This window comes from Trinickia sp., from assembly GCF_051954495.1.
Taxonomy (GTDB): Bacteria; Pseudomonadota; Gammaproteobacteria; order Burkholderiales; family Burkholderiaceae; genus Trinickia.
This window is the reverse complement of the sequence record NZ_JBQCHR010000029.1, coordinates 79,419-102,595: the sequence shown is the minus strand read 5'-3', so window position 1 is coordinate 102,595 and position 23,177 is coordinate 79,419. Positions and strand designations below refer to the sequence as shown.

Annotated in this window: 15 protein-coding genes; 5 read left to right on the top strand and 10 right to left on the bottom strand. The window is 64.3% G+C overall.

The genetic code is table 11. From position 1 onward, the window contains the following. The 6 genes from ACTHNR_RS04230 to ACTHNR_RS04205 all read right to left on the bottom strand — a co-directional run. A partial coding sequence (locus tag ACTHNR_RS04230) for a DUF4347 domain-containing protein (protein ID WP_440546237.1) occupies window positions 1-5,709 on the bottom strand: 5,709 nt, incomplete at its 3' end. A 45-nt stretch (window positions 5,710-5,754) separates the two neighbouring features. Beyond that, the gene (locus ACTHNR_RS04225; RefSeq protein ID WP_440546235.1) at window positions 5,755-6,366 is read right to left on the bottom strand and encodes a phage tail protein; all 612 of its coding nucleotides are present in this window, start codon (window positions 6,364-6,366) and stop codon (window positions 5,755-5,757) included. A gap of 33 nt (window positions 6,367-6,399) precedes the next feature. Next, the gene (locus ACTHNR_RS04220) at window positions 6,400-6,741 is read right to left on the bottom strand and encodes a DUF6916 family protein (RefSeq protein ID WP_440546233.1); all 342 of its coding nucleotides are present in this window, start codon (window positions 6,739-6,741) and stop codon (window positions 6,400-6,402) included. A 134-nt stretch (window positions 6,742-6,875) separates the two neighbouring features. Beyond that, on the bottom strand, window positions 6,876-7,457 hold the full coding sequence (locus ACTHNR_RS04215) for a GNAT family N-acetyltransferase (RefSeq protein WP_440546232.1): 582 nt from the start codon (window positions 7,455-7,457) through the stop codon (window positions 6,876-6,878). Window positions 7,458-7,819: 362 nt separating this feature from the next. Then, on the bottom strand, window positions 7,820-8,371 hold the full coding sequence (locus ACTHNR_RS04210) for a phasin family protein (RefSeq protein WP_440546231.1): 552 nt from the start codon (window positions 8,369-8,371) through the stop codon (window positions 7,820-7,822). Between the two features lie 61 nt (window positions 8,372-8,432). Next, entirely contained in the window at window positions 8,433-8,927 is a 495-nt protein-coding gene (locus ACTHNR_RS04205; RefSeq protein WP_440546230.1) for a YciE/YciF ferroxidase family protein, read from the bottom strand. A 290-nt stretch (window positions 8,928-9,217) separates the two neighbouring features. Between ACTHNR_RS04205 and ACTHNR_RS04200 the strand changes: the two genes are divergently transcribed. After that, window positions 9,218-10,387, top strand: a complete 1,170-nt coding sequence (locus ACTHNR_RS04200) for a zinc-dependent alcohol dehydrogenase (protein ID WP_440546229.1) — start codon at window positions 9,218-9,220, stop codon at window positions 10,385-10,387. Window positions 10,388-10,487: 100 nt separating this feature from the next. Here ACTHNR_RS04200 and ACTHNR_RS04195 read toward each other — a convergent pair whose 3' ends face one another. Both ACTHNR_RS04195 and ACTHNR_RS04190 read right to left on the bottom strand, forming a co-directional pair. Next, the gene (locus ACTHNR_RS04195; RefSeq protein ID WP_440546228.1) at window positions 10,488-11,066 is read right to left on the bottom strand and encodes a thiamine phosphate synthase; all 579 of its coding nucleotides are present in this window, start codon (window positions 11,064-11,066) and stop codon (window positions 10,488-10,490) included. 139 nt (window positions 11,067-11,205) lie between these two features. Continuing rightward, on the bottom strand, window positions 11,206-12,180 hold the full coding sequence (locus ACTHNR_RS04190; RefSeq protein ID WP_440546227.1) for a hypothetical protein: 975 nt from the start codon (window positions 12,178-12,180) through the stop codon (window positions 11,206-11,208). 123 nt (window positions 12,181-12,303) lie between these two features. Between ACTHNR_RS04190 and ACTHNR_RS04185 the strand changes: the two genes are divergently transcribed. The 4 genes from ACTHNR_RS04185 to ACTHNR_RS04170 all read left to right on the top strand — a co-directional run bounded on the left by ACTHNR_RS04185 (window position 12,304) and on the right by ACTHNR_RS04170 (window position 19,172). Next, on the top strand, window positions 12,304-13,167 hold the full coding sequence (locus ACTHNR_RS04185) for a M15 family metallopeptidase (protein WP_440546226.1): 864 nt from the start codon (window positions 12,304-12,306) through the stop codon (window positions 13,165-13,167). Between the two features lie 95 nt (window positions 13,168-13,262). Further along, window positions 13,263-17,204: a type VI secretion system membrane subunit TssM gene (gene tssM, locus ACTHNR_RS04180; RefSeq protein WP_440546225.1), complete on the top strand. Its 3,942-nt coding sequence runs from the start codon at window positions 13,263-13,265 to the stop codon at window positions 17,202-17,204. Further along, on the top strand, window positions 17,201-18,187 hold the full coding sequence (gene tagF, locus ACTHNR_RS04175) for a type VI secretion system-associated protein TagF (RefSeq protein ID WP_440546224.1): 987 nt from the start codon (window positions 17,201-17,203) through the stop codon (window positions 18,185-18,187). Before tssM ends, tagF begins: the two co-directional genes overlap by 4 nt. Window positions 18,188-18,260: 73 nt before the next feature. Next, window positions 18,261-19,172: an OmpA family protein gene (locus tag ACTHNR_RS04170; protein ID WP_440546247.1), complete on the top strand. Its 912-nt coding sequence runs from the start codon at window positions 18,261-18,263 to the stop codon at window positions 19,170-19,172. Window positions 19,173-19,255: 83 nt separating this feature from the next. Here ACTHNR_RS04170 and tssA read toward each other — a convergent pair whose 3' ends face one another. Both tssA and tssH read right to left on the bottom strand, forming a co-directional pair. Next, window positions 19,256-20,377: a type VI secretion system protein TssA gene (gene tssA, locus ACTHNR_RS04165; RefSeq protein ID WP_440546222.1), complete on the bottom strand. Its 1,122-nt coding sequence runs from the start codon at window positions 20,375-20,377 to the stop codon at window positions 19,256-19,258. A gap of 86 nt (window positions 20,378-20,463) precedes the next feature. Next, entirely contained in the window at window positions 20,464-23,148 is a 2,685-nt protein-coding gene (gene tssH / locus ACTHNR_RS04160; protein WP_440546221.1) for a type VI secretion system ATPase TssH, read from the bottom strand. Window positions 23,149-23,177 lie beyond the last annotated feature (29 nt).

The window sequence follows — 23,177 nt, the reverse complement described above, 5'->3', positions numbered from 1 at the left end:
CACGTCTTCGCCCGAGTGGAAGTTGCCCGTGATGGCAACGGTCGCCGTAGATAGCGTAGGCGCGGAGCCGTCGGAGAGCGTCAGCCCCGAATCGATCGCGACGGGTGTCGATGCCGCGTTGTCGCCTGCCACGAACGCGGCGGAGCCCGAATCGGTCACGATCGTCGGCGGGCCGAGCACGCTGACCGTATCGGTTGCCACGGCGCTCGTCTTGGTGCCATCGCTCGTCGTGAAAGAAATCGTGCGGTTGCCCGGCGTCGCGCTCGAACCCGCCGAGAACGTGACCGCGGACAGCGCGTTCGCCCACTGCGTATCCGTGGCCACCGCACCTGAGGAGGTGAGCGTCAATACGCCCGTGGCCGAATTGTAGGAGGCGACGATGTTGCCGAACGTCGTCGAGTTCGAGTTGACGAAGGTCAGTACGTCCCCGCTATGAAAGCCACCCGTGATCGAGACCGTACCGCTCGCTTGCGTCGTGTTGTCGAGGTCGCTGACTGAAATCCCGCCGTCGATCGTCGCCGCCGAGGTGCCTCCGACATAGTTCGTCGTGCCGCCCGTCGTCGTCACGATCGGCGTTTGATCGGTGTCGGTCACCGTGACCGTGCGGGTGGCCGTGGCGCTGGTATTGCCTCCCCCATCGACGGCCGAGAAGCTGATCGTACGCGTCGTGTTGTTCGGCGTTACCGCGGTATCCGTATAGGTGATCGATCGCAGAGCGCTCTGCCATTGCGCGAGCGTAGCGGTTGCGCCGGCGGAGGTGAGCGTCATCACACCCGTCGCCGCGTTGTAGGACGCCGTGATGTTGCCCATCGTCGAGCCGTCGTTCGTATACGACAGAACGTCTTCGCCGCTACTGAACCCGCCCGTGACTGCTACCGTTGTCGACGCGAACGTCGCTGCACTGCCGTCGGTCACCGTCAAGCCGGAGTCGATCGCCACCGGCGTCGACGCCGTATTGTCGCCGGCGACGAACGCGGCGGAACCCGAATCGGTCGTCAAGATCGGCGGCGCCGTCATGTTGACCGAATCGGTCGTTTGCGAACTGTTCTTCGTTCCGTCGTTCACTTGGAACAAGATCGTGCGGCTACCGTACGTCGTGCTCGTGCTCGAGAACGTTACGGAGCTCAATGCGCTGGCCCACTGCGCGTTTGTGGCAGTGCCACCGATGGAAGTCAGTAGCAAGACGCCCGTTCCAGCGCTGTACGACGCCTGGATGTTGCCCATCGTCGAGCCGTCGTTCGTAAAACTCAACACATCGCCGCTATGGAAACCCGTACCGACTGCCACCGTGGCCGACGTTTGCGTCGAGTTGTCCAGATCGTTCACGGTCACATGGCCGTCGATCGTCACGCCCGCCGAAGCGCCCACATAGCTCGTCGTACCGCCCGTCGTCGTCACGATCGGCGTTTGATCGGTATCCGTCACCGTCACCGTGCGCGTAGCCGTGGCGCTCGTATTGCCCGTCCCATCGACGGCGGAGAAGCTGATCGTACGCGTCGCGTTGTTCGGCGTGACCAGGGAGTCCGTATAAGTCACCGATCGCAACGCGCTCTGCCATTGCGCCAGCGTCGCCGTTGCGCCCGACGAAGTCAGCGTCATTACACCCGTCGACGCGTTGTACGACGCCGTGATGTTGCCCATCGTCGAGCCATCGTTCGTGAACGCCAGAACGTCTTGACCGCTGTGGAAGTTGCCGGTGATCGCCACCGTCGTCGAAGCTAGCGTCGTCGCGCTGCCATCGGTCACTGTCAAGCCGGAATCGATCGCCACCGGCGTCGATGTCGCGTTGTCGCCCGCGACGAATGCGGCTGAGCCCGAATCGGTCGTGATGACCGGCGGCGCTGTCATGTTCACCGTATCGGTCGCCGCCGTGCTCGTCTTCGTACCGTCGCTCGTCGCGAACGAGATCGTACGATTGCCGTATGTCGTGCTTGTGCTCGAGAACGTGACGGCCTTGAGCGCGGCAGCCCACTGCGTCGTATCGGCGGTCGAACCCGCGGAAGTCAGCGTCAGCACGCCCGTGGCCGCGTTGTACGAGCCCGAGATGTTGCCCATCGTCGAGCCATCGTTCGTAAAGCTGAGCGTGTCGCCGCTGTGGAACCCGGCCGAAACCGACACCGTTCCCGAAGACTGGGTCGTATTGTCGAGATCGCTAACCGAGACGCCGCCATCGATCGTTACGGCCGACGACGCGCCCACATAGTTCGTCGTGCCGCCCGTCGTCGTCACGATCGGCGTTTGATCGGTTATTGTCACGGTCACGTCGCGCGTGACCGTGCTGCTCGTGTTGCCGGCGCTGTCCACGGCAGTGAAGCTCACGGTGCGCGTTTGGGCGTTGGGCGTCACCGCCACGTCGGTGTATTTGATCGAGTCGAGCGCGGCCCGCCATTGCGCGACCGTTGCCGTCGAACCGGCCGAGGTGAGCGTCAATGTCCCGGTGATCATATCGAACGACCCGGCCGTGATGTTACCCATCGTCGAGCCGTCGTTCGTAAACTGCAGGTAGTCTTCGCCGCTCGTAAAGTTGCCCGAGATGGTGACCGTCGCCGATGAAAGCGTACCGGCGGCCGTATCGGTCACCGTCAATCCTGGGTCGACCGCCACCGGCGTCGACGGCGCGTTGTCGCCGGCCACGAATGCGGCCGAACCCGAATCCACCGTTAGTTGAAGCGGATTCACGACATTGACGGTATCGGTCGCCGCCGTGCTCGTCTTCGTACCGTCGCTCGTCGCGAACGAAATCGTCCGGGCGCCGAACGTCGTGCTCGAGCTCGCGAACGTAACCGTCTTGAGCGCACTCGCCCACTGCGCGTCGGTCGCCGTCGCGCCGGCGGAGGTCAGCGTCAACACACCCGTCGCCGCGTTGTACGAGCCCGAGATGTTGCCCATCGTCGAGCCGTCGTTCGTGAAACTCAGCGTGTCGCCGCTGTGAAACCCGCCCGAAATCGACACTGTCCCCGACGATTGCGTCGTGTTGTCCAGGTCGGTGACCGAAATGCCGCTGTCGATCGTAATGGCCGGAGCACCTTCGCTGTAGTTCGTCGTACTGCCCGTCGTCGTCACGATCGGCGTCTGATCGGTATCCGTGACGGTCACCGTGCGTGTGGCCGTCGCGCTCGTATTGCCCGCCCCGTCAACCGCCGCGAAGCTGATCGTGCGCGTCGCGTTGTTCGGCGTCACGGCCGTGTCCGTATACGTCACCGACTGCAACGCACTCTGCCATTGCGCCAGCGTCGCCGTTGCGCCGGCAGACGTCAGCGTCATCACCCCCGTCGCCGCGTTGTACGAGGCCGTGATGTTGCCCATCGTCGAGCCGTTGTTCGTGAACGCCAGAACGTCTTGACCGGTATGGAAGTTACCGGTAATCGCCACCGACGCCGATCCGAGCGTCGTCGAACTGCCGTCCGTTACAGTCAAACCCGAATCGATCGCCACCGGCGTCGACGTCGCATTGTCGCCGGCCACGAATGCGGCCGAACCTGAATCGGTCGTGATGACCGGCGGCGCCGTCATGTTCACCGTATCGGTCGCTGCAACGCTCGTCTTCGTACCGTCGCTCGTCGCGAACGAGATCGTGCGGCTGGCGTATGTCGTGCTGCTACTGGAGAAAGATACGGTTTTGAGCGCACTCGCCCACTGCGCGTCCGTCGCCGTCGCGCCGGCGGAGGTCAGCGTCAATACCCCCGTGGCCGCGTTGTACGAGCCCGAGATGTTGCCCATCGTCGAGCCGTCGTTCGTGAAATTCAGCGTGTCGCCGCTGTGGAACCCGCCCGAAATCGACACCGTCCCCGACGATTGCGTGGTGTTGTCGGCGTCGCTGACCGAGATGCCGCTGTCGATCGTCACGGCAGACGCCCCGCCCGCGTAATTCCTGGTACCGCCCGTCGACGTCACGATCGGCGTTTGATCGGTATCGGTAACGCTGACCGCCTTGGTCGTGGTGTTGCCCGCGGTGAAACCGTCGCTGGTGATTTCGAAGGTGATCCCGCGCGTGGCCGAGTTCGGCGTAACGGCCGTATCGGTGTAGGTCACCGCGCGCAGCGCGGCCTGCCATTGCGCAAGTGTCGCCGTCCCGCCCGAGGACGTCAGCGTCAAGATGCCGCTGCCGGCGTTATAGGCCGCAGAAATGTTGCCGAACGTCGTCGCGCTCGTGTTCGTAAAACTCAGCACATCCTCGGAGGTGTGCAAATTGCCCGTGATCGACACCGTTGCGCTCACAGCCGTGGTCGAATTGCCGTCGGTCAGCGTGATGCCCGAATCGACTGCGACAGGCGTCGATGCAACATTGTCCCCTGCCACGAAGGACGTCGTGCCGCCCGTCGCCGTGAGCGTCGGCGGAGAGGAAGGCGCGATGTACATGAAATTGTCGAGGGTGGGCGAAAGAAACGTGCCATTGCCGCTCGTCTCGACGAACTTGATGCTCTTGACCTGAGAGAACGCGGCATTGCCGGAGAGGTCGACGTGAAACAGCGAGCTGTTCGACACGTGGCCCGGGGTGTAGGCTGTGGCGCCCGCTGAAATATCGAGGACGATGCTCCCGATGATGTTGCCGGAACCGTCTAGCGCTTCGACCGTCACCTGGTTGCTGACGAAGATATCGATGTCGAAACTTTCTATCCCCATCAAACTGCTGTCTTGACGCGTAATCGTCAGCGACGACATTTGCGTGCCCTGGGTGTTAACGACCAGTTCACCGCCCGACCCGCTGCTCGGCAGCGAACCGCTGACGACCTGGTACTCGACCGCTTGGTCGCCGGTATAGGTCAAGGTCGAAAGACCGAGCGTCGTCGACGCGACCCCCGATGCCCCCGAATCGTAGCCCACCGACCCGTCGTACGTCTCGTCGAACGCCGACAGCACGTGATCGTAGTTCTGCTCGGACGCCGCTGAAAAAATCACGCCCGTATGCACCGTGCCGGCGTCGTACTCGAGCGTCCAGTCGCCGCCCAGCGTGGCCGCGCCGGTCGCATCGGTCGATGCCGCCACGTTCAAGCCGGAAATCGACGAAATCTGCTGCACGAGCGCCTTGCCGTCCGCATTGCCGGCGACGTCGCAGCCGTAAATCAAAAAGTCGCCGCCCGCCTTCATCGACGCGCCGATCTGCGCGAACTCGGCGCTGTACGTCGACAGGTCGGCTTCGTTGATCCACGTGCTGCCGACTTGAAACTCGCCCGCGACCCCGTGCGAGACGAGGTGAATCGCACTCACCCCGGGGTGTTCCTGCAGATACTGCTCGATTTGCACAAGCCCGTCCTTCGTCGAATCGAGCACGACGTACTGCGTGCCCGCCGGCAACCCGGCGACGAGCGTCTGCAAATCGGCGACGTTCGAATTGATGAAGACGACTTGCTTGTCCGTCGTCTGTGCCGCCGTATCCGTGAAACCGTGCACGGCGCGCGTCGCGGACGAATCCGCCGCGCCCGCGCCGTTTCCGCCAGTCACCGCCGCCGTGGTATAGCCGTGCACCGCTCGCATCGAAGCCGCCGACGACGTATCGTGCTCGCCGCTCGTCGGCTGTGCGTCAGCCGTGACATGATGCTGGGGCGCGACGGCTGCCGCACCGATCGAGGCAGCCGATGCGTCGTAGACGATGCGCGGCTCCAGCGCGACGATGAGCGGCGCGGGCATGGCGGCGACCGCGCTGCGCACGGGCTTGTCGGACGCGCGCATGGCGGAAAGCAGTTTCGAAAGGCTGGCGGCGAAGTTCATCGCTTATTGTCCTTAAAAGCGTGCCGCTCTCACGGCACGCATCCATCATCCGCGCGAGGGGAAGACCCCTTGCAGAGCAATGACGAAGTTGATACCGATATACGGATTGCGAAGCGAGAACGGCAGATTCTGCCCAACCATGCTGTTGGTGACCGTCGGCGTCCCGGCAGTCACGCTTACGTCGAACGGCTTGAGCGTGACGTCAGCGGTACCCGTGGTGTAAAGCTCGCCTTGGCGATTGGAAACGCTGACCGGGCCGAGCACCGCGGCGTTGCTCGGCACGCCGCTTTGCGTGGTCGTCGACGTCGACGCCGGAATGGCGATCGTCGCCGTCCCCGCGCCGCCGCCCGCCACCGTCGCCGCATGCGTATGCTGCGGCATGTTCGACATCGTCAGCGTGGCGTTCTCGGTCCCGGCCATCTCACCGATGTTGATGTTCGAAAGCCCAAGGCCCTGCCCCATCCCCACGGGCGAGCGCCCTTGCATGTTCGGCAACTGAAAGTTCGACACCCCGTTGCCGCCGTAATACGTGCCGAGCAGCGAAAACAAGGCGCTGTTCTGCGAAATGGCGAGCAGCTGCCCCTGGCACATCGCCCAGCCGTTCGGGGCAAAGTTGAAGCCCACCATGCGGATCTCGCCCAAATACGGATCACTCATCAAACGCCTCCTGTCGAAGAAAAGAAAATTGCCTTACGTCACGTCCGATGAGCCGGCCGCCTTGGCGAGCTCGTCGGCACGAGTGTGCACAACGACAGTGAGCGTCGATCGCCCGTCCTCGGTGGGCCGTGTCGGCGTGGCGAGCAGATCCCACGTTCGGCCGGCGGGTGAACCGATGCGATAAACGTCCTGCGGAAGAGAAACGCCCGCGGGCAGCTCGAACATGGCTGCATAGCAGACGTAACTGTCATTCATGGGGATGCCGGCGTTCGCGTGCAAAAGCACCGCGTCGACGGTTTGCCCGTCGGCGGCGCCAAACGTGAAACGCTGCCCGACTGCTTCGAGCAACTCGGCATGGGTAGGGATGGACAGCAAACAAGCCCCCGCTCGTTGTTCGTTATGTGTCTGACCGGCACTGCCGGCCTTGGTCTATCGTTGTTACCGCCGTATTCATTCCAAACGGCCCGCTGGCAAGCAAGCCGCTCGTCAAACCCTGCAACGCCGACGCACTAACGCGCTTCTTCGCGCGCAAGGCCTTCGACATCAGTCACGTCCGCGCCATCGAAAGGCATGACGGGCCGGCGCATCTGCACATAAATTCCGTTCTCGCCCGTCGGCTCGAATCCGAGCCGACGATAAAGCGCTCGCACCGGATTGTTCATCTCGACGTACAGCACCACGGGCACTTCCCGCGCCGCCGCCTGCGCCACGAACGCGCGCATGAGCCGCGTACCGATGCCCGAGCCGCGATGAACGGGCAACAGCGCAATATCGACCAGGCGCGCTTCGCCGCGGCCCCAATGGTGATAAAGACGCCCGATCGGATTCTCGCCGAGCATGATGACGTCGAAACGGCAGCGCGGATAATGCTGCCGGTAATACGTGTCTTGCATCGAGAACTGATCGGAGAGCAATGCCGTGATCTGCTCCGCGCTCCAGCCTACTTGGGCGAATTCCTGCGCGCGCGTGCTTTCGAAAACGGCATACAGAAAAGCGCGGTCGCGCTCGTCGGCGGGCCTGACATGCAAATGACCGGCATCCTTAACGCTTCGTTGCGCGATGGCCAGAGCGCCATCGATGCTATCGGCCATCTGAGATCTCATTTCCTTGCACGGACGAACCAGCCAATCGATGGAAAGTCTGTTCGACCGGCCCCTTAAAAACTGTTAAAGGCGATGTGGATATTAGTCTAGAGATAGTGCGGTCGCAACCGCGCCGATATGAGCGCGGCTACGTGATTACCCTGATCGACTTTTGCTGGCTCGGGGTGAAAAAAGGAGCGTCGCAGCGTATTAGCTGCGACGCCAAATAAATGATTCGGCATTTTTTCGTTTAAGCAGGCTCGAATTCCTGCGTTTTGGTAGCCCGCAAACGTTGTCGCGGCCCATGCCCTAATTCGAACGACGTTGGAGAAGGTTGCCCTCGGGGGGGGGCGGCTCGCCCCCGTCACCCCCTACTGCTTCACCGACGACACCACATTGCCGGACCCATCGACGATATCGACCGAGCGCTTTTTACCGCCTGCCTTGGTCGCCATATGCGATTCGGCTTCGCGCCCGGCATCGACATCGCCCGCCGCAGATGCCCCCGCGCCGGCCGCCGTCAGCAAGAACGACTCGCCCAGTGGCGAGCCCGCCCCATCCGCCTTGGCGGATGCAAGCCACCGCGCGCACTCCCTAAAACCTTCCAGTCCGGCTCCGGCGTTCTGCGTGGCGGTCTCGACTGCGATCTCGTTCACGTGCTGCCAGTAAGCGAACGCCTTCTTGAACCCGGCCTGGGCTTGCGCCATCGGCAGGGTAAGCGTCCAACTGAGCGAACGCGAATCGGCGGCTTCGAGCGCGATGCCGTGCTGCTCGGCAAGCATGGTCTTCATCGTCTGCAGATTCAGGCGGGTGAGGCGTTCGAAACCTGCGAACGTCTGGTTGGCCAGGTCGACCATCGAGGCGAGCGCCGCCTGTCCCGCATGGCCGACGCCGCCCGCATAGTCGATAACGGGTGAACTCATTGTTTGACTCCAAGGGATGGGAAAACGAACAGGAATCGAAGCGTGTTGGCTCAACACCGCCTCAGCCCTTTTTCGCCTCAGGGTTGCCGACCTTCTCCGCGAATTCGGTGAGCTTCTTGTCGGTGGCCTTTTCTTCCTCGAGCGTTTGCTTGAGCAGCGCCACCGCGTCCTGCTGGCCAAGCTGCTTGGCGAGCGCGCACAGCGTGCCGTAGGACGCGATCTCGTAGTGCTCGACCTTCTGCGCCGCGCCGATCAAACCGGCGTCCAGCACAGGGCCCTTTTCGATTTCGTCGATGAGTTCCTCGCCTTCCTCGATGAGGCCCTCCATCGCCGCGCACTTCATACGCTTCAAGCGCAGCCCGCACTTTTCGACCACTTGGTCGATGCGCTCGACCTGTCCGTGCGTTTCCTGCAAATGCGTCTCGAACGCCTGCGACAACTGCTCGTTCGTCGCCGCCCGCGCCAGTTTGCCGAGCGCTTTTGTCAGCTGTTTCTCCGCGCTGTAGATATCGGACAGGCTGTGAATGAAAAGATCTTCGAGTGTCTTGCGTGCCATGGTGAACATCCTTCGTAGTGAACGGTGATTGCTCCTCGGGCGTCGCTGCGCCGCCGCGCTGTTCGCCTACGACCGACGCGTCGAACGAACCGAACCGTCAACGCATCGACGCCACGGCTCCCGAGGTCCCGCCCCACACTTGCAACGCGCGTGCCTCGCCTCATCGCCCGGAAATTCATGGGAACGCGCGTTGCTGCCCTGCTCCGGCATCGCTCAAAACCACACACAGCGGCATCAGCGTTTCCCTTTCGGCTTCGACCACGCTTCGACTACGTTTGAAGGATCTGAACATGCGAGCACTTTGTTGGCACGGCAAACACGACATTCGCTGCGATACCGTTCCCGACCCGACCATCGAGGACGGGCGCGACGCCATCGTGAAAATCTCCACCTGTGCGATTTGCGGCTCGGATCTGCACCTCTTCGACGGGCTCATGCCGAGCATGGAGCATGGCGACGTCATGGGCCACGAGTTCATGGGCGAAGTGGTCGAAGTCGGCAAGGAGAACCGCGTGCTCAAGCCCGGCGATCGCGTGGTCGTGCCGTTCACCATCTATTGCGGCGAATGCGAGCAATGCGTGCGCGGCAACTACTCCGTCTGCGAGCGCAGCAATCGCAACAAGGCGATGGCCGACAAGGTGTTCGGCCACGCCACGGCCGGCCTATTCGGCTACTCGCATCTGACAGGCGGCTATGCGGGCGGCCAGGCCGAGTACGTCCGCGTCCCGTTCGCCGACAAGACGCACATCAAAGTGCCGGAAGGCCTGTCCGACGAGCAGGTGCTCTTTCTCGGCGACATTCTCCCCACGGGATGGCAGGCCGTCGTCCAGTGCGAAGTCGAGCCCACCGATACGGTTGCGATTTGGGGTGCGGGCCCCGTCGGCCAGATGGCCGTGCGCAGCGCGCTCGTGCTAGGGGCGCGTCAAGTTGTCGTGATCGATCGCGTGCCCGAGCGGCTGGCGATGGCGCGCTCCGCCGGGGCGATAACGATCAACTTCGATGAAGAAAGCGTGGTCGAGCGCTTGAACGAGCTGACCGGCGGCAAGGGCCCGGAAAAATGTATCGATGCGGTCGGCATGGAATCGCACGCCGCGCGGTCGCTCGACTCGATGGTCGATCGCGTCAAGCAAGCCGTCATGCTCGAAACCGATCGTCCGCATGTGCTGCGCGAGATGATCTACGTGTGCCGGCCGGCGGGAACGTTGTCGATTCCGGGTGTCTACGGCGGTCTACTGGACAAGATCCCGTTCGGCGCGGCGATGAACAAGGGACTCACTTTCCGCACGGGGCAAACGCACGTGAATCGTTGGACGGGAGAACTGCTCGAACTGATCGACAACGGACGCATCGATCCGTCATTCGTCATCACCCATACGGCGCCGCTCGCCGACGGCCCCGCGCTCTACAAGACGTTTCGCGACAAGGCCGACGGCTGCATCAAGGTCGTGCTGAAGCCTTGAGCGACAAGCAGCGCTCGGCGGTAGGGCACGCCTGGCGGCACAGTTCGTTCGCTTGGCTTACCGGCGCTCGCGGCCGCCCTCGATGCGCTGCGCCGACGTTTCACCAAAACGCCGAGATGCCGGCCACGCCATGCGCACCGTGAGCGCGCGCCGTCGACAGCGAATCCCGCGTCATGCCGCCGAGCGCGTAGACGGGCATGGAAACTTCGGCAGCGAGCGTTCGAAATGCAGGCCAGCCAAGCGCCGGCTCACCGGGGTGGCTCGTCGTGGGCAGCACGGGCGAGAGCGTGACGAAGTCGACCCCAATGCGCTGCGCGTGGAGCAATTGTTCGCGCGAATGGCATGCGGCGGAAACCAGTGTCGATCGCGCAAGCGGCCTCGATTCACATGCCATCAGGCGCGCGCTCGGCAGGTGCAGACCGTCCGCGTCCACATCGCCGGGTTCGTCGAATCCCCCGTTGAGGATGAGGCGCGCGTCGTACCGATGACACACCGCGCATGCCTCGCCGGCCAAGCGGCGATAGGCTTTTGGGTCGAGCGTTTTCGCGCGCAATTGTACAAGCGCGATCCCCGAGGCGACGGCGTGGTGCAGATGATCGAGGAATAGGTCGAATCGCTCGTCGCCGGGCGGCTCGGGCGTGATCAACAAGATATCGGAAAGGGGCGGATCGATCGGCATCCGCTCACGCTACCAAAAGACGGGCGGGACGCCAACTCGCGGAGCGACCTCGGCGCGCGGAGAAGCAGGCGAACATGGCGCTAGTGGATGGACTCCCCTACGCCGCGCGACTACCGCGCAGCGGCAAGGAGGAAGGAAGTCAGTGCGTCTGCGCCGCCGACGCCGTGCTCGGGCAAGCCGGATCCGTGCCCCAATGGTCGGAGCACACTCGCCAGCGGCAGGCCTGCGCCTCGAAGAAATTTCCCTTGTCGCACGCCTTGACTTGATCGGCGAGGCTTGCGCGATGCGCGTCGGCCGCGGGCCGCGCGGCCTTCGTTGCCGCGCCGCCGCCGGCGCCCTTGGGCGCATTGGCGCTCGAGGCCTTGGGCTCGTAGGGCTTCGTCCGCGCCACGAGCGCGGCGAGCAAATCGGCGTCGGGATCGTCCTTGACCGGCGACGCATGCCCCTTCACTCGCTTGCTCGCATGCGCGGAGGCGACTTTTTCTGGATGGCGGCTCTTCGCGCTTTGACGGTCGGTGCGCGAGGCGACTACCGGCGCCGCTCGCTTGGCGCCGGTGGCATTCGTGCTGGAAGCACTTCCCGCTGCGGAGAGCGTCGGCGCGCTGCCGCTTGCAAGCGCGCGCGAAAGCCGATCGCTGTCCGCGCCGTTACCGGACGGGCCCGAAGCCGCCGCAACGGAAGTCTCGGCGCGCGTGGAATCGTCGGCGACGATCACGGCCGCTTGCGGCGTCGAAGCGCCGCCGGCGGTCGCGCTCACGCCGCTTGCATTCGCGACCGCGGCAGTCGCCACGGCGCTCGCTCCGCCAGCCGCCGCGTGCCCCTTGTCGGCGCCTGCCACGACGGCGCTGCCGCCCGTTGCCGGCGCGGCTGCCGTGGTAACCGATTCGTCCTGCTGGCCGCGCTGCAACTGCCAAGCGCCCAATGCGCCGAAGCCGATTACGGCCAGCGCGGCGATCATCAAAGGTTTTTTGGAACGACGGCGCGGCAGCGGCTGCGCCACCGCACGCCCTTCTAGGCTCGCAAGAATACGGGAACTGCTGTCGCCGGCCCCTGGAGCCGTCTCGGAAAGCAGGCTCGGCCGCCCTTTGGAACTGTTGCTTTCGGGCGCACTCATCAGTCTCTCATTGAATCCGTGTTTAATTCGCCGCGATAATAGAATCCTGCCTCCCTTGGCAGCAGGCCAGATTCTAAGAGCAAGCATTACAAAATACAATTTATTTCCCGCCCGGGGCCCATCTTGATTGCAGTCGCACTCGCCGCTTATTTCGCCGCCGCCGTCACCATCGCGGCATTGTTCCTTTTGCCGCCGGCGCGCGCGGCGCTAATGTCGGCCGCACTCGAATTACATCGGCGGATGTCGCGGCGAACGTCGCGTGGGATATCACAGCTTCGCGGCGGCATCGATAAATCAGTAAAAATTTCTCATATCACGCTTTACGGCACGAAAAAAATACTGATTCGGCAGCGCTTGCTGATTTTGATTACGGCAGGTATCCTTGCGGCGCCTCCATTGATTGCAATTTGTTTGCGTGGGCGCCAATTATTTCAGTTTGATGGCGTGACGCGCGTACCGGACGAGAAAATCGCCGCATTGCTCAATGGCGAGCAGCTCGTTCCACCGCCGCCGTTGCCGCCCGAGGTCTTTACGACGCAGGAAGTCGAACAGGTCCGTCCAGCATTGCGCGACGCCAGCCGCGATTGGAATTTGCTTGATGCCGATTTCAGAACACGCCTATTGCTCGTCTACAAGATCATGCGCGAGCAGTACGGGTATGAAATGGCGCTGTTGGAAGGCTACCGAAGCCCGGAGAGGCAAAACCGACTCGCGCAGCTGGGGGGCGTGACCAATGCGGCCGCATATCAGAGCTACCACCAATACGGCCTTGCCGCCGATAACGCGTTTTTACGCGACGGCAAGGTCGTCATTTCCGAGAAAGATCCCTGGGCCATGCGGGGCTATCAGTTGTACGGTCAAACCGCCGAACAGGTGGGCTTGACATGGGGCGGGCGATGGAAATTGATGGATTTCGGACACGTTGAATATCACAAACCCGGATTCGTCCTAGGACGCCGGCCAAACGGTCCAACCGCGGGGCAATAAGCGACCATCACGCGCCATGCACCGATAAGACCGATACGAGATGCCTCGCGACGCCCAGCGCCGCGCCATTCGAAGACTCAGAACGTTAAAGCCTTATGCAACGCTTCCTCAATGCGCTGACCAGCAAACGCACGATGACCGTCGTCGGGGTGGTCGTCATCGCCGCGATCCTGTTCGGGCTCGCCCTCTGGTTCGATTTGCCGCTTCTGTGGCCCGCGCTGGCGGTCGCCGCCTTGCTTGCGCTCGTCTTGTTGGTCTGGCTTTGGCGGCGCATCGCCGCGCGGCGCGCGTCGGCCAAGCTCGGCGACATGCTCGAGCAGGAAGCGGAAACGGGCAAGGCGCCGCAAGTGAGCGCCGCCAAACCGGCGGATCTGGACGTGTTGCGCACGCGGCTCACCGACGCCGTGCGCACGATCAAGACTTCGAAGATCGGTCAGGTCTCCGGCGGCTCGGCGCTCTACGAACTGCCCTGGTACATCGTGATCGGCAATCCGGCGGCCGGCAAGAGCAGCGCCGTGCTCAACTCCGGGCTGCAGTTCCCGTTCGCCGAAAAGAGCGACGCGGTCGTGCACGGCATCGGCGGCACGCGCAACTGCGATTGGTTCTTCACCACCGAGGGCATTTTGCTGGACACGGCCGGCCGCTACTCGGTTCACGAGGAAGACCGCACCGAGTGGCTCGGCTTTCTGAATCTGCTCAAACGATACCGTCCGAAGGCGCCGATCAACGGCATCATCGTGACCGCCAGCATCGCCGAACTCACGAGCAGCCGCCCCGACGCCACCATCAATCTCGCCCGCAGCCTGCGCCAGCGCGTGCAAGAGCTGACCGAAAAGCTGGAAGTGTTCGCCCCCGTGTACGTCATGTTCACGAAGGCCGACCTCATCACGGGCTTCGCCGAATTCTTCAGCGGCGGCGAACGTCATGAATACGACCGTGTCTGGGGCGCGACGCTGCCCTATGTGCACGACGAAAAACGCGACATCGTCACGCTGTTCGACGAACGCTTCGAAGAACTCTACGAAGGGCTCAAGGAGATCAGCGTCGCGCAAATGTCGATCAATCGCGGCACGATGCTCTCGCCGGGACAGTTGAGCTTTCCGCTCGAGTTCCTGGCCATCAAGCCCGCGCTGCGCGTGTTCCTCGCCACGCTCTTCGAAAACAACCCGTTCCAATACAAACCCATCTTGCGCGGCTTCTACTTTACGAGCGCGCTGCAGGAAGGCGAAACGAGCAGCGCGGCCGCGGAGCGCATCGGACAGCGCTTCGGGCTGTCCGTCGACGATCTGCCCAAACCGCAAGCGGCCTCGTCCAAGAACGGCTTTTTCCTGCGCGATCTGTTTTCGAAGGTCATCTTCGCCGATCGCCAAACGGTGCGGCAATTCGCCAGCCCCGCCAAAACACGGCTGCGCTACGGGACGTTCTTCGCGTTCGTGGCCGTGCTCGCGCTCGCGCTCGGCGGCTGGACTTGGTCGACGATCGGCAACGAGCAGCTCGCCACGAACGTCCAAGCCGATCTCGACAACATCGTCCGTCTGCAGCAAAACCGCAACGATCTGCAATCGCGCCTGCAGGCCATGGACATTCTCGAGGATCGCATCACCCAGCTCGAGCAGTTCCGCCGCGACCGGCCGCTGTCGGTATCGCTCGGCCTTTACCAAGGCGATCGGATCGAGCAGCGCCTCTTGGCCGAGTACTACCGCGGCGTCAAACAGCTGATGCTCGACCCCGTTTCGCAAAATCTCGTGTCGTTCCTCAAGGAAGTCGACGCGCATCCCGATCAGCTGACACCGCTCACGCATCCGCCCGAATCGGGTGCGATCGCCGTCTCGGCGCGCTCGGGCGATGCAGCCGCCAGCGGCGTGCAGCCCCTGCAAAACGCACAGGGCGGTCAAACCGGCCGCGGCGGGCTCTACAGCGACGCTTCCCCGACCAACGTGGAGGACGCCTACAACGCGCTGAAAACCTACCTGATGCTGTCGGACAAGCGTCATGTCGAAGCGGCTCACCTGACCGATCAGCTGGCTCGTTTCTGGCGCGGCTGGCTGGAGACCAACCGGGGGAACATGTCGCGCGACGAGATGATCCGCAGCGCCGAGCGCATGATCACGTTCTACCTGTCCCGCGTCTCCGACGACGACTGGCCGATGATCGACGCGAATCTGTCGCTCATCGATCAAACGCGCGAGAGCCTGCGCCATGTCGTGCGCGGCATGCCGGCTCGCCAGCGCGTCTACGAGGAAATCAAGGCGCGCGCCTCGACGCGTTTCGCGCCGATGACCGTCGCGCGCATCGTCGGCGAGAACAACACCGCCCTCGTGGGCGGCAGCTACGCGATTCCGGGTACGTTCACGCGCGAAGCCTGGTTCGACTACGTGAAGCCCGCGATCCGCGACGCCGCCACGAAGGAGCTGCAGGCGAAGGACTGGGTGCTCGGCACCGCGTCGCAAGACGATCTCACGCTCGAAGGCAGTCCCGAGCAGATCCAAAAGGCGCTCGTCGGCATGTACAAGACCGAGTATGTCCAGCACTGGCAGCGCTTCATGCAAGGCATCGCCGTGCGCGACTTCGGCAGCTTCGGCCAAGCGGTGGACGCAATGAATCGTCTCGGCGATCCGCAAGACTCGCCCATCCGCAAGATCCTCGAAACGGCCTACGATCAGACGGCGTGGGACAACCCGGCGCTGGCCTCGACCACGCTGCAAAAGGCGCAAAGCGGCGTGACGGGGTGGTTCAAGCGGCTGTTCTCGTCGAAGACGCAGGCGGCGCAGAACGCCGGCGTGGACGTCGACGTCAATCTCGGCGGCTCGACCACGGCCGGCCCGATCGGAATCGCGTTCTCGGGCCTCGCGCGTATCGTCGCCAAGCAGGAAAACGCGTCGCTGCTGAACGGCTACATGGATTCGCTCTCGAAGGTGCGCACGCGCTTCAACGTGCTCAAGAACCAGGGCGATCCGGGCCCCGGCGCGCGCGAGTTGATGCAGCAGACGCTCGACGGCAGCGGCTCGGAGCTCGCCGATTCCCTGAAGTTCGTCGACGAACAGATGCTGACCGGCCTCACCGACGACCAGCGCAAGGCGTTGCGGCCGCTGCTCGTGCGGCCGTTGATGCAGGCGTTCGCGGTCGTCATCGAGCCGGCCAGCAACGAAGTCAACAAGGTTTGGAACGCGCAGGTCTATCAGGCCTTCGAAAACTCGCTCGCGAACAAGTACCCGTTTTCGGGCGATGCCAAGGTCGAGGCCGGCGCGAGCGAGATCGGTCAAGTGTTCGGCCCCGAAGGCGCGATCTCGAAGTTCGTCGGCACGACGCTCGGCCCGCTCGCCGTGCGGCGCGGCGACACGCTGTCGCCCCGCACCTGGGGCGGCATGGGCCTCGCGCTCTCGCCTGAATTCACGAACGGCTTCGCCCGCTGGGTGGCGCCGCTTTCCGGTGCGGCGGCAGGCAGCGGCGGCGGCGCAGCGGAACCGCAAACAGTGTTCCAGATCATGCCGCAGCCGGGTCAAGGCACGACCGAGTACACGATCTCGATCGACGGCCAGCAATTGCGCTACCGCAACACGCCGCCGCAGTGGACGAACTTCGTCTGGCCGAATCCGCAGGGCTCGCCCGGCGCGACGCTCACGGCGACCTCGTTCGACGGGCGCACGATCGAGCTCGTCAACGAGCCGGGCCGCTACGGCCTCGAAAAGCTGATCAACTCGGCCAAGCGCACGCGTAATCCGGACGGCACCTTCGCGCTGACGTGGACGCAAGGCAGCATCACGGTTGCATTGAGCATGCGGATCATCAGCACCTCGCAGCCCTCGAGCGGCGGCGGCGACGCCCCGCAGCAGCAAAGCTTGCGCGGCGTACGTCTGCCCGAATCCGTCGCCGACGTCGCGCAGGCCCGCTTGGCGCTCGCGCAGGCGAGCGGCACGCCGGCCCAAGCGCCCGGCACGAGCGGCGCGTCGGCAATGCCCGCTCAAGCGGCGCCGTCCGTCGCCCCTTCTCCCTCGGCCGCCCAAGGGGCGGTCTCGACCACAGGAGCCGCGCAATGACGCAATCGGTCCAGGCGCAACTCGCCTACTTCGGCAAGATTCCTTCGCGCGGGGACTTCGTCAAGAGCACGCAGAACCCGCAACTGATGCAGACACTCGACCGCTGGGTTGCGCAGGCGATGGAACTGCTCGCCGAAGACCCGCGCTGGAAGATCGTCTACGAAAACGCGAAACCGATGCATTTCGCCTTCCTCGGTTCGCAAAGCCGGATCGCGGTCGCCGGCCACTTGATGTCGAGCCACGACGTGTCCTCGCGCCGCTTCCCGCTGCTCGCGGCGACCGCGCTGGAAGTGGAGCGTCCCCTCGCTTTCCTCGCGCGCAGCCCGCTTGCGTTCGCGCGCTTGTGGTCGCGCGCTTCGACGCAGATGCGCACCCTCTACGACTGCGAGGAGCCGGCCGCCGCGCTTCAGGCGCTCGGCGATACGCAGGTGTCCATCGACGTCGGCGTCGCCAATTCGCACGACGGCACGTTCTCCGACTTCGTCGAGCACCAGACGCTCGCCGGGCTCGAGCAGATGCTGCTCGCGAGCGGCCATCCGGTGCGGCTGCGCGGCGCGATGCTCGCACTCGGCTCGCTGCTCAAGCCCGTCATGCTGAGCCACGCACCGAACCTCGAGCGCGGGCTGACGTTGCCGCTGCCGAGCGATACGTTCTATCGCACCCTCGTCGCCGCGTTCTGGCTCGAACTCATCGCCCCGTTTCTCGCCCAGACCGATATCGAACTCGCCATCTTCATCGGCACGATCGCCGAGCGCGAGCGTCTCGTCATCGGCTTCAACGGGGCATCGGCCAAGACGCTGCACAGCGTCATCGATCCGCAAGCCTATGCGGCGCACAACATCGACATCGACGATCCCGAATGGATCGACGACCACGCTCAGAACGAACATGGAATCAGCAAGCTCGTCAGCTATCTCGAACAACCGCAACTATCGCTGCGCATCGCCATCGATACGTTCCGCGAAGCGTTCGTCGGAGGGTGACGTGAGCGAGCCTGCCGTGTTGCCGTTTGAGCGCCCCTCCCTCCCGCTCACGCCTCCTCGCCGCGCATGCCGCGTGCTCGCGCAAGCGCTGGCGGTGGCCGGATCGCTGGCCGCCGGCGCGGCGTATGCCGACGATGCCGGTCGCGTCAGCGTGTCGCCCGTCGACAGCGGCGGGGCCCGCGTTAGCGTGACGGCGCTGCCCACGCTCGCGCAAAACCAAGCGCCAGCCACGCAGGCTACGCCGGGCGTCCAAAGCGCCCCAACGCATATGCCTGCGCCTGCCGATGCGGCGCCCGGGCAAGTCGTCGTCGGCGGCAAGGTGCCGGATGAAGCGACGCATAGCGCCGTGCTCGCACGGTTGCGCGAGACGTACGGGGCCCGCAACGTCGTCGATCAGATCGAGGTGGGCGGCGTGGCCACGCCGCCGAACTGGAGCGCGAACGTGCAAAAGCTGCTGGGCCCGCAGCTCAAGCAAATCAGCAAGGGACAGCTCAAGATCGACGGCACGCAAATCGACGTCAAGGGCGAGGTGTCGAACGAGTCTCAGCGCCAGCAGATCGCAAGCGACATGGCCAATGCGCTCAATCCCACCTACACGATCCGCAATGGCTTGCGCGTGAGCGCGTCGGAGCAAGGCCTGCTCGATACGACGCTCGCCAATCGCACGATCGAATTCGAGACCGGTAGCGCGACGTTGACCCCGCAAGGGCGCGCGATCCTCGATCAGATGGCGGCCGTCCTCGCCAAGATGTCGGGCAAGACGGTGGAAATCATCGGCCATACCGACAATTCCGGCAGCCGCACGTCGAACATTGCGCTGAGCCAGGCGCGCGCCGATGCGGTCAAAGGCTATCTCGTCACGAAGGGGGTCGCCCCGCGAGCGATGACGACGATGGGCGTCGGCCCCGATCAGCCGATCGCATCGAACGACACCAGCGACGGCCGCGCCCGCAATCGGCGTATCGAATTCCGCGTCGGCCAATAACGGCGGAGCGGCGTCCCGGTCCGCTCGGGCGCGCCGCACACGCCGGCCGCGACGCCTTTGCGCGTCCGGCCTTCGGCAATCCGCTAGTTCGAATCGCCCGGCTTCACGCCCAGCACCTCCCGAAGATGCGCGAGCGAACCGTCGTCCTTGACGACGGCGGCCAGCCATTCGTGCAACGGCATGTCCGCCCATTCCGCGGCTTTGTCCGCGAGATAAGCGGCCGGGCTGTGCGGCTCCGTCGCGCGCAGGAAACGCGCGATCGCGCGCAATTGCGCCACGGCATCGGCCCGAGTTTGGATCGGGCCCGCGTGACGCGCGGTGGGCTCTACGGCAACGTTGGCGGGCATCGTAGTCTCGAGTGAAGAAGGCGCGGTCTTGAAGCTGGGCTCGGCGCGTTCGGCGCCGCTCGCCCCCGTCTGAGGCGGCTCTGCGACCACTTCGGTCTTCACGCCCACGTCGCGCGCGAAGCGCTCGGCCAACCCGAAGACGAACTCGTACGCGTCCTTGGCCTGCCGAAAACTCGGCGCCGACGTGCCGGCGCGCGCGTCGAGTTCTCGCTCGAGCGCCAGCATGGCCGCTTCGAATGCCTTCAAATCCGTCAGCAACGTGCGGTAAAACGCCGGCGGCGTCGCCCGCTTGGCCGCCTCGATCTGTTCGATCGACGGCTTGCCGTAGGCGATCTCATCGGCCCGATCGGGGTCGCGGCGCATCGCCTGCGCCACGTTCGTCGCCACCTCCCAATCGAGCCCGCGAAACTCGCCGTTGGAGGCTTGCGTGAGCGGCACATCGCGCAGCAACTGCGCCGTGCGGCCCACGAGCCAGGTCACATTGCCGAGCCGGTATTCGGCATCGTCGCCTTCGGGAAGCGGGTGTACGGTGTCCCAATAACGCTCGCTGAGCGCCGCGAGCAACACATAGCCTTGCGAGAGCCCGGCGACGCCCTGCTTCATCGCGAGCGCTTCGGTGAGCCAGGCGGCCAGCCGCAAATCCTTCGTCTGCTTCGAGAGCAGCAGCGAACAGCGTTCGATGACGAAGCCCCAGTCGGCTTCCTTGATGTCGGTGATCCATTCGCCCTGGTCGAGCGATGGATCGTCGAAGCGGCGCGCGTGCTGAATCGCGTCGAAATCCGATGAGAACAGCAAATCCTCGCCGCAGGGCGAAGCGCCTTCGAGCGGCGCGATGAGAGGGGATAGATCGATGGGCATGTCAGTCTCCCGTAGGGCCGCTCCAAGGGAGGCCGACGCCCCCATGGAGGGCCGCGAACGCAGTGCGCGCGGGGGGTCGCATCATTTCAGCTCACCTTATATTCGAATTGGCCGCCCTCGAGCGCGCGCACGGCGATCTGCTCGATGCGCTCGCCTTGGGCGATGCGGCCGAGCACGTGTTGCGCGAGTTCGGGCAACAGCGTGCCGTTGAGAATGTGATCGACGTTGCGGGCCCCCGAATCGACCTCCGTACACCGTGCCAGCACGGCATCGACGAGCGACTCGTCCCAAGCGAACGCGGCACGGTGGTTCTGCGCGATGCGGGCACGGATGCGATCGAGCTTGAGCTCGATGATCTCGACCAGCACCTCGTCGGAGATCGGATAGTACGGCACGACCTTGACGCGGCCGAGGAACGCCGGCTTGAACGCCTTGTACAACTGCGGCCGCAACAGCTCGGAGAGCGCCTCCGCATCGGGCAGCGCTTGCGCTTCCTGATTGAGACAGGCTTGCATGACGGCCGCCGATCCGACGTTCGACGTCAGAATGATCAACGCATGGCGAAAATCGATCTCGCGCCCCTCGGCGTCATCGAGCGTGCCTTTGTCGAACACCTGGAAGAACATTTCGAGCACGTCGGGGTGGGCCTTTTCGATTTCGTCGAGCAGCACGACCGAATACGGGTTGCGCCGCACGGCCTCGGTCAGCACGCCGCCTTCGCCATAGCCGACGTATCCGGGCGGCGAGCCTTTCAAACCCGATACGCTGTGCGCTTCCTGATACTCGCTCATGTTGATGGTGATGAGCTTGCGCTCGCCGCCGTAGAGGATATCCGCCAGGGCGAGCGCCGTTTCGGTCTTGCCCACGCCCGACGGCCCCACGAACAGGAACACCCCGCGCGGCTTGTGCGGGTCCTCCAAATTCGCGCTGGCGGTACGCACGCGCTGCGCGATGGCATCGAGCGCATGGTCTTGGCCGATCACGCGCGCAGCCAGAAGATCCTTCAAACCCAGCACGGTGCCGATTTCGTCCTTGATCATTCGCCCGAGCGGAATACCCGTCCAACCGGCGACGATCTCCGCGACGACATGACCGTCCACCTGCAGCGGCACCATTGGGCTCGACTGCTGCAATGCCGTCAGCTTGGCCGTCGTCTCGGCCAGCGTTTCTCGCAACGCGGCGGCGGCAGCATCGGAGGAATCGAGATGGGTCATCGCCGCCAGTTCGCCGCGCATGGCTTCGATGCGCTGCGCAAGCGCGCGTTCTTCCTCATAGCGCGCTTCGTCAAGCGCGAGCGCGGCGACATCCGTTTCGCGCGCCGCGCGTAGCCCTGCAAGCCGCTCCTCATGCGCGCCGCCGGCGGTGCCCGTCGCGACCTCGCGCTCGAGCGCGGCAATCTCGGCATCGACGCGTTCGATCCGCTTGCGCGTGTCGTCGATAACGGCTGGCGTGGAACCTTGCGCGAGCGCCACCTTCGCGCATGCCGTGTCGAGCACGCCAATCGCCTTGTCGGGCAATTGGCGCCCGGTGATGTACCGGTGCGACAGGCGCACGGCTTCGGTGATCGCTTCGTCCAAAATGCGCACATTGAAATGCGCTTCCATGCGCTGAGCAAGGCCACGCACCATCGCGCAAGCCAACGCCTCGCTCGGCTCGTCGATTTTCACGACTTGGAAGCGCCGTGCAAGCGCCACGTCTTTTTCGAAATATTTTCGATATTCGCTCCACGTCGTCGCGGCAATCGTGCGCAGTTCGCCGCGCGCGAGCGCCGGCTTCAGCAAATTCGCCGCGTCGTTCTGGCCGGCTTGCCCGCCCGCGCCGATGATCGTGTGCGCCTCGTCGATGAACAAGATGATCGGCACGGCGCTCTTCTTGACTTCGTCGATCACGGTCTTGAGACGATTCTCGAATTCGCCTTTCACGCTCGCGCCGGCCTGCAGCAGCCCCATGTCGAGCACGTGCAGCGCGACGCCGACGAGCGGCGCCGGCACGTCGCCCGCGGCAATGCGCAGCGCGAGGCCTTCGACGACGGCTGTCTTGCCCACGCCGGCTTCGCCCGTCAGGATCGGGTTGTTCTGGCGGCGGCGCATGAGAATGTCGATCGTCTGGCGGATCTCGGCTTCCCGGCCGATGACCGGATCGATATGGCCGTCGCGCGCCCGCTGTGTCAGATTGGTCGTGTAAGTGTCGAGCGCCGGCGTCTTAGATGGCGCCGCGGGCAACGTGGGATCGATCGCGCTCTGCCCCGGCGCCGCATCGGCCTCGCTTGCCGCCGCCGCATCGGCGACATGCTCGGCTTCGATCGACCCGGCCGTCGCTTCGTCGAACCGGTGCTTCAGCTGTTCGATGGGCACGCGCGAGAGGATCGGCGACATGCGCTCGGCAAATTGGGCCAGCTCGGGCGATGCCAGCAGCGCGAGCAGCAAATGTCCCGAGCGGATCCGCGCCACATGCGAGTCGAGCGAAGCGATGAGCCAAGCTTGTTCGAACAGCGCGATCAAATGCTGCGAGAACACCGGCGTGCGCGTGTTGCCCGTCTTCATGCGTTCGAGTTCGCGTTCGAGATCTCGGCGCAGCGCGTCGGAGCTAAGCCCGCTCGCCCGCAGCACGACCGACAAGTCGCTCGCGCGCTCCTCGATCAGCGCCAGGAGCAAGTGCTCGAGATCGACTTCGTAATGGCCGCGCGCGAGGCACAGGCTCGCGGCGCGCGTCGCGCCGTTCAGGCACAGCGTATCGAGCTTGGCGATGAGAGTCTTCAGGGGGGTGCTCATGTTGGATCGATTCTCGCTTTATCGGATAA

What these genes read in the sequence shown, in the direction of transcription:
- ACTHNR_RS04200 (WP_440546229.1), top strand. Translation starts at nt 9,218, where the DNA reads ATGCGAGCACTTTGTTGGCACGGCAAACACGACATTCGCTGCGATACC.
- tagF (WP_440546224.1), top strand. Translation starts at nt 17,201, where the DNA reads ATGACGCAATCGGTCCAGGCGCAACTCGCCTACTTCGGCAAGATTCCT.
- ACTHNR_RS04190 (WP_440546227.1), bottom strand. Translation starts at nt 12,180, where the DNA reads ATGAGTGCGCCCGAAAGCAACAGTTCCAAAGGGCGGCCGAGCCTGCTT.
- tssH (WP_440546221.1), bottom strand. Translation starts at nt 23,148, where the DNA reads ATGAGCACCCCCCTGAAGACTCTCATCGCCAAGCTCGATACGCTGTGC.
- tssM (WP_440546225.1), top strand. Translation starts at nt 13,263, where the DNA reads ATGCAACGCTTCCTCAATGCGCTGACCAGCAAACGCACGATGACCGTC.
- ACTHNR_RS04225 (WP_440546235.1), bottom strand. Translation starts at nt 6,366, where the DNA reads ATGAGTGATCCGTATTTGGGCGAGATCCGCATGGTGGGCTTCAACTTT.
- ACTHNR_RS04210 (WP_440546231.1), bottom strand. Translation starts at nt 8,371, where the DNA reads ATGAGTTCACCCGTTATCGACTATGCGGGCGGCGTCGGCCATGCGGGA.
- tssA (WP_440546222.1), bottom strand. Translation starts at nt 20,377, where the DNA reads ATGCCCATCGATCTATCCCCTCTCATCGCGCCGCTCGAAGGCGCTTCG.
- ACTHNR_RS04215 (WP_440546232.1), bottom strand. Translation starts at nt 7,457, where the DNA reads ATGGCCGATAGCATCGATGGCGCTCTGGCCATCGCGCAACGAAGCGTT.
- ACTHNR_RS04195 (WP_440546228.1), bottom strand. Translation starts at nt 11,066, where the DNA reads ATGCCGATCGATCCGCCCCTTTCCGATATCTTGTTGATCACGCCCGAG.
- ACTHNR_RS04205 (WP_440546230.1), bottom strand. Translation starts at nt 8,927, where the DNA reads ATGGCACGCAAGACACTCGAAGATCTTTTCATTCACAGCCTGTCCGAT.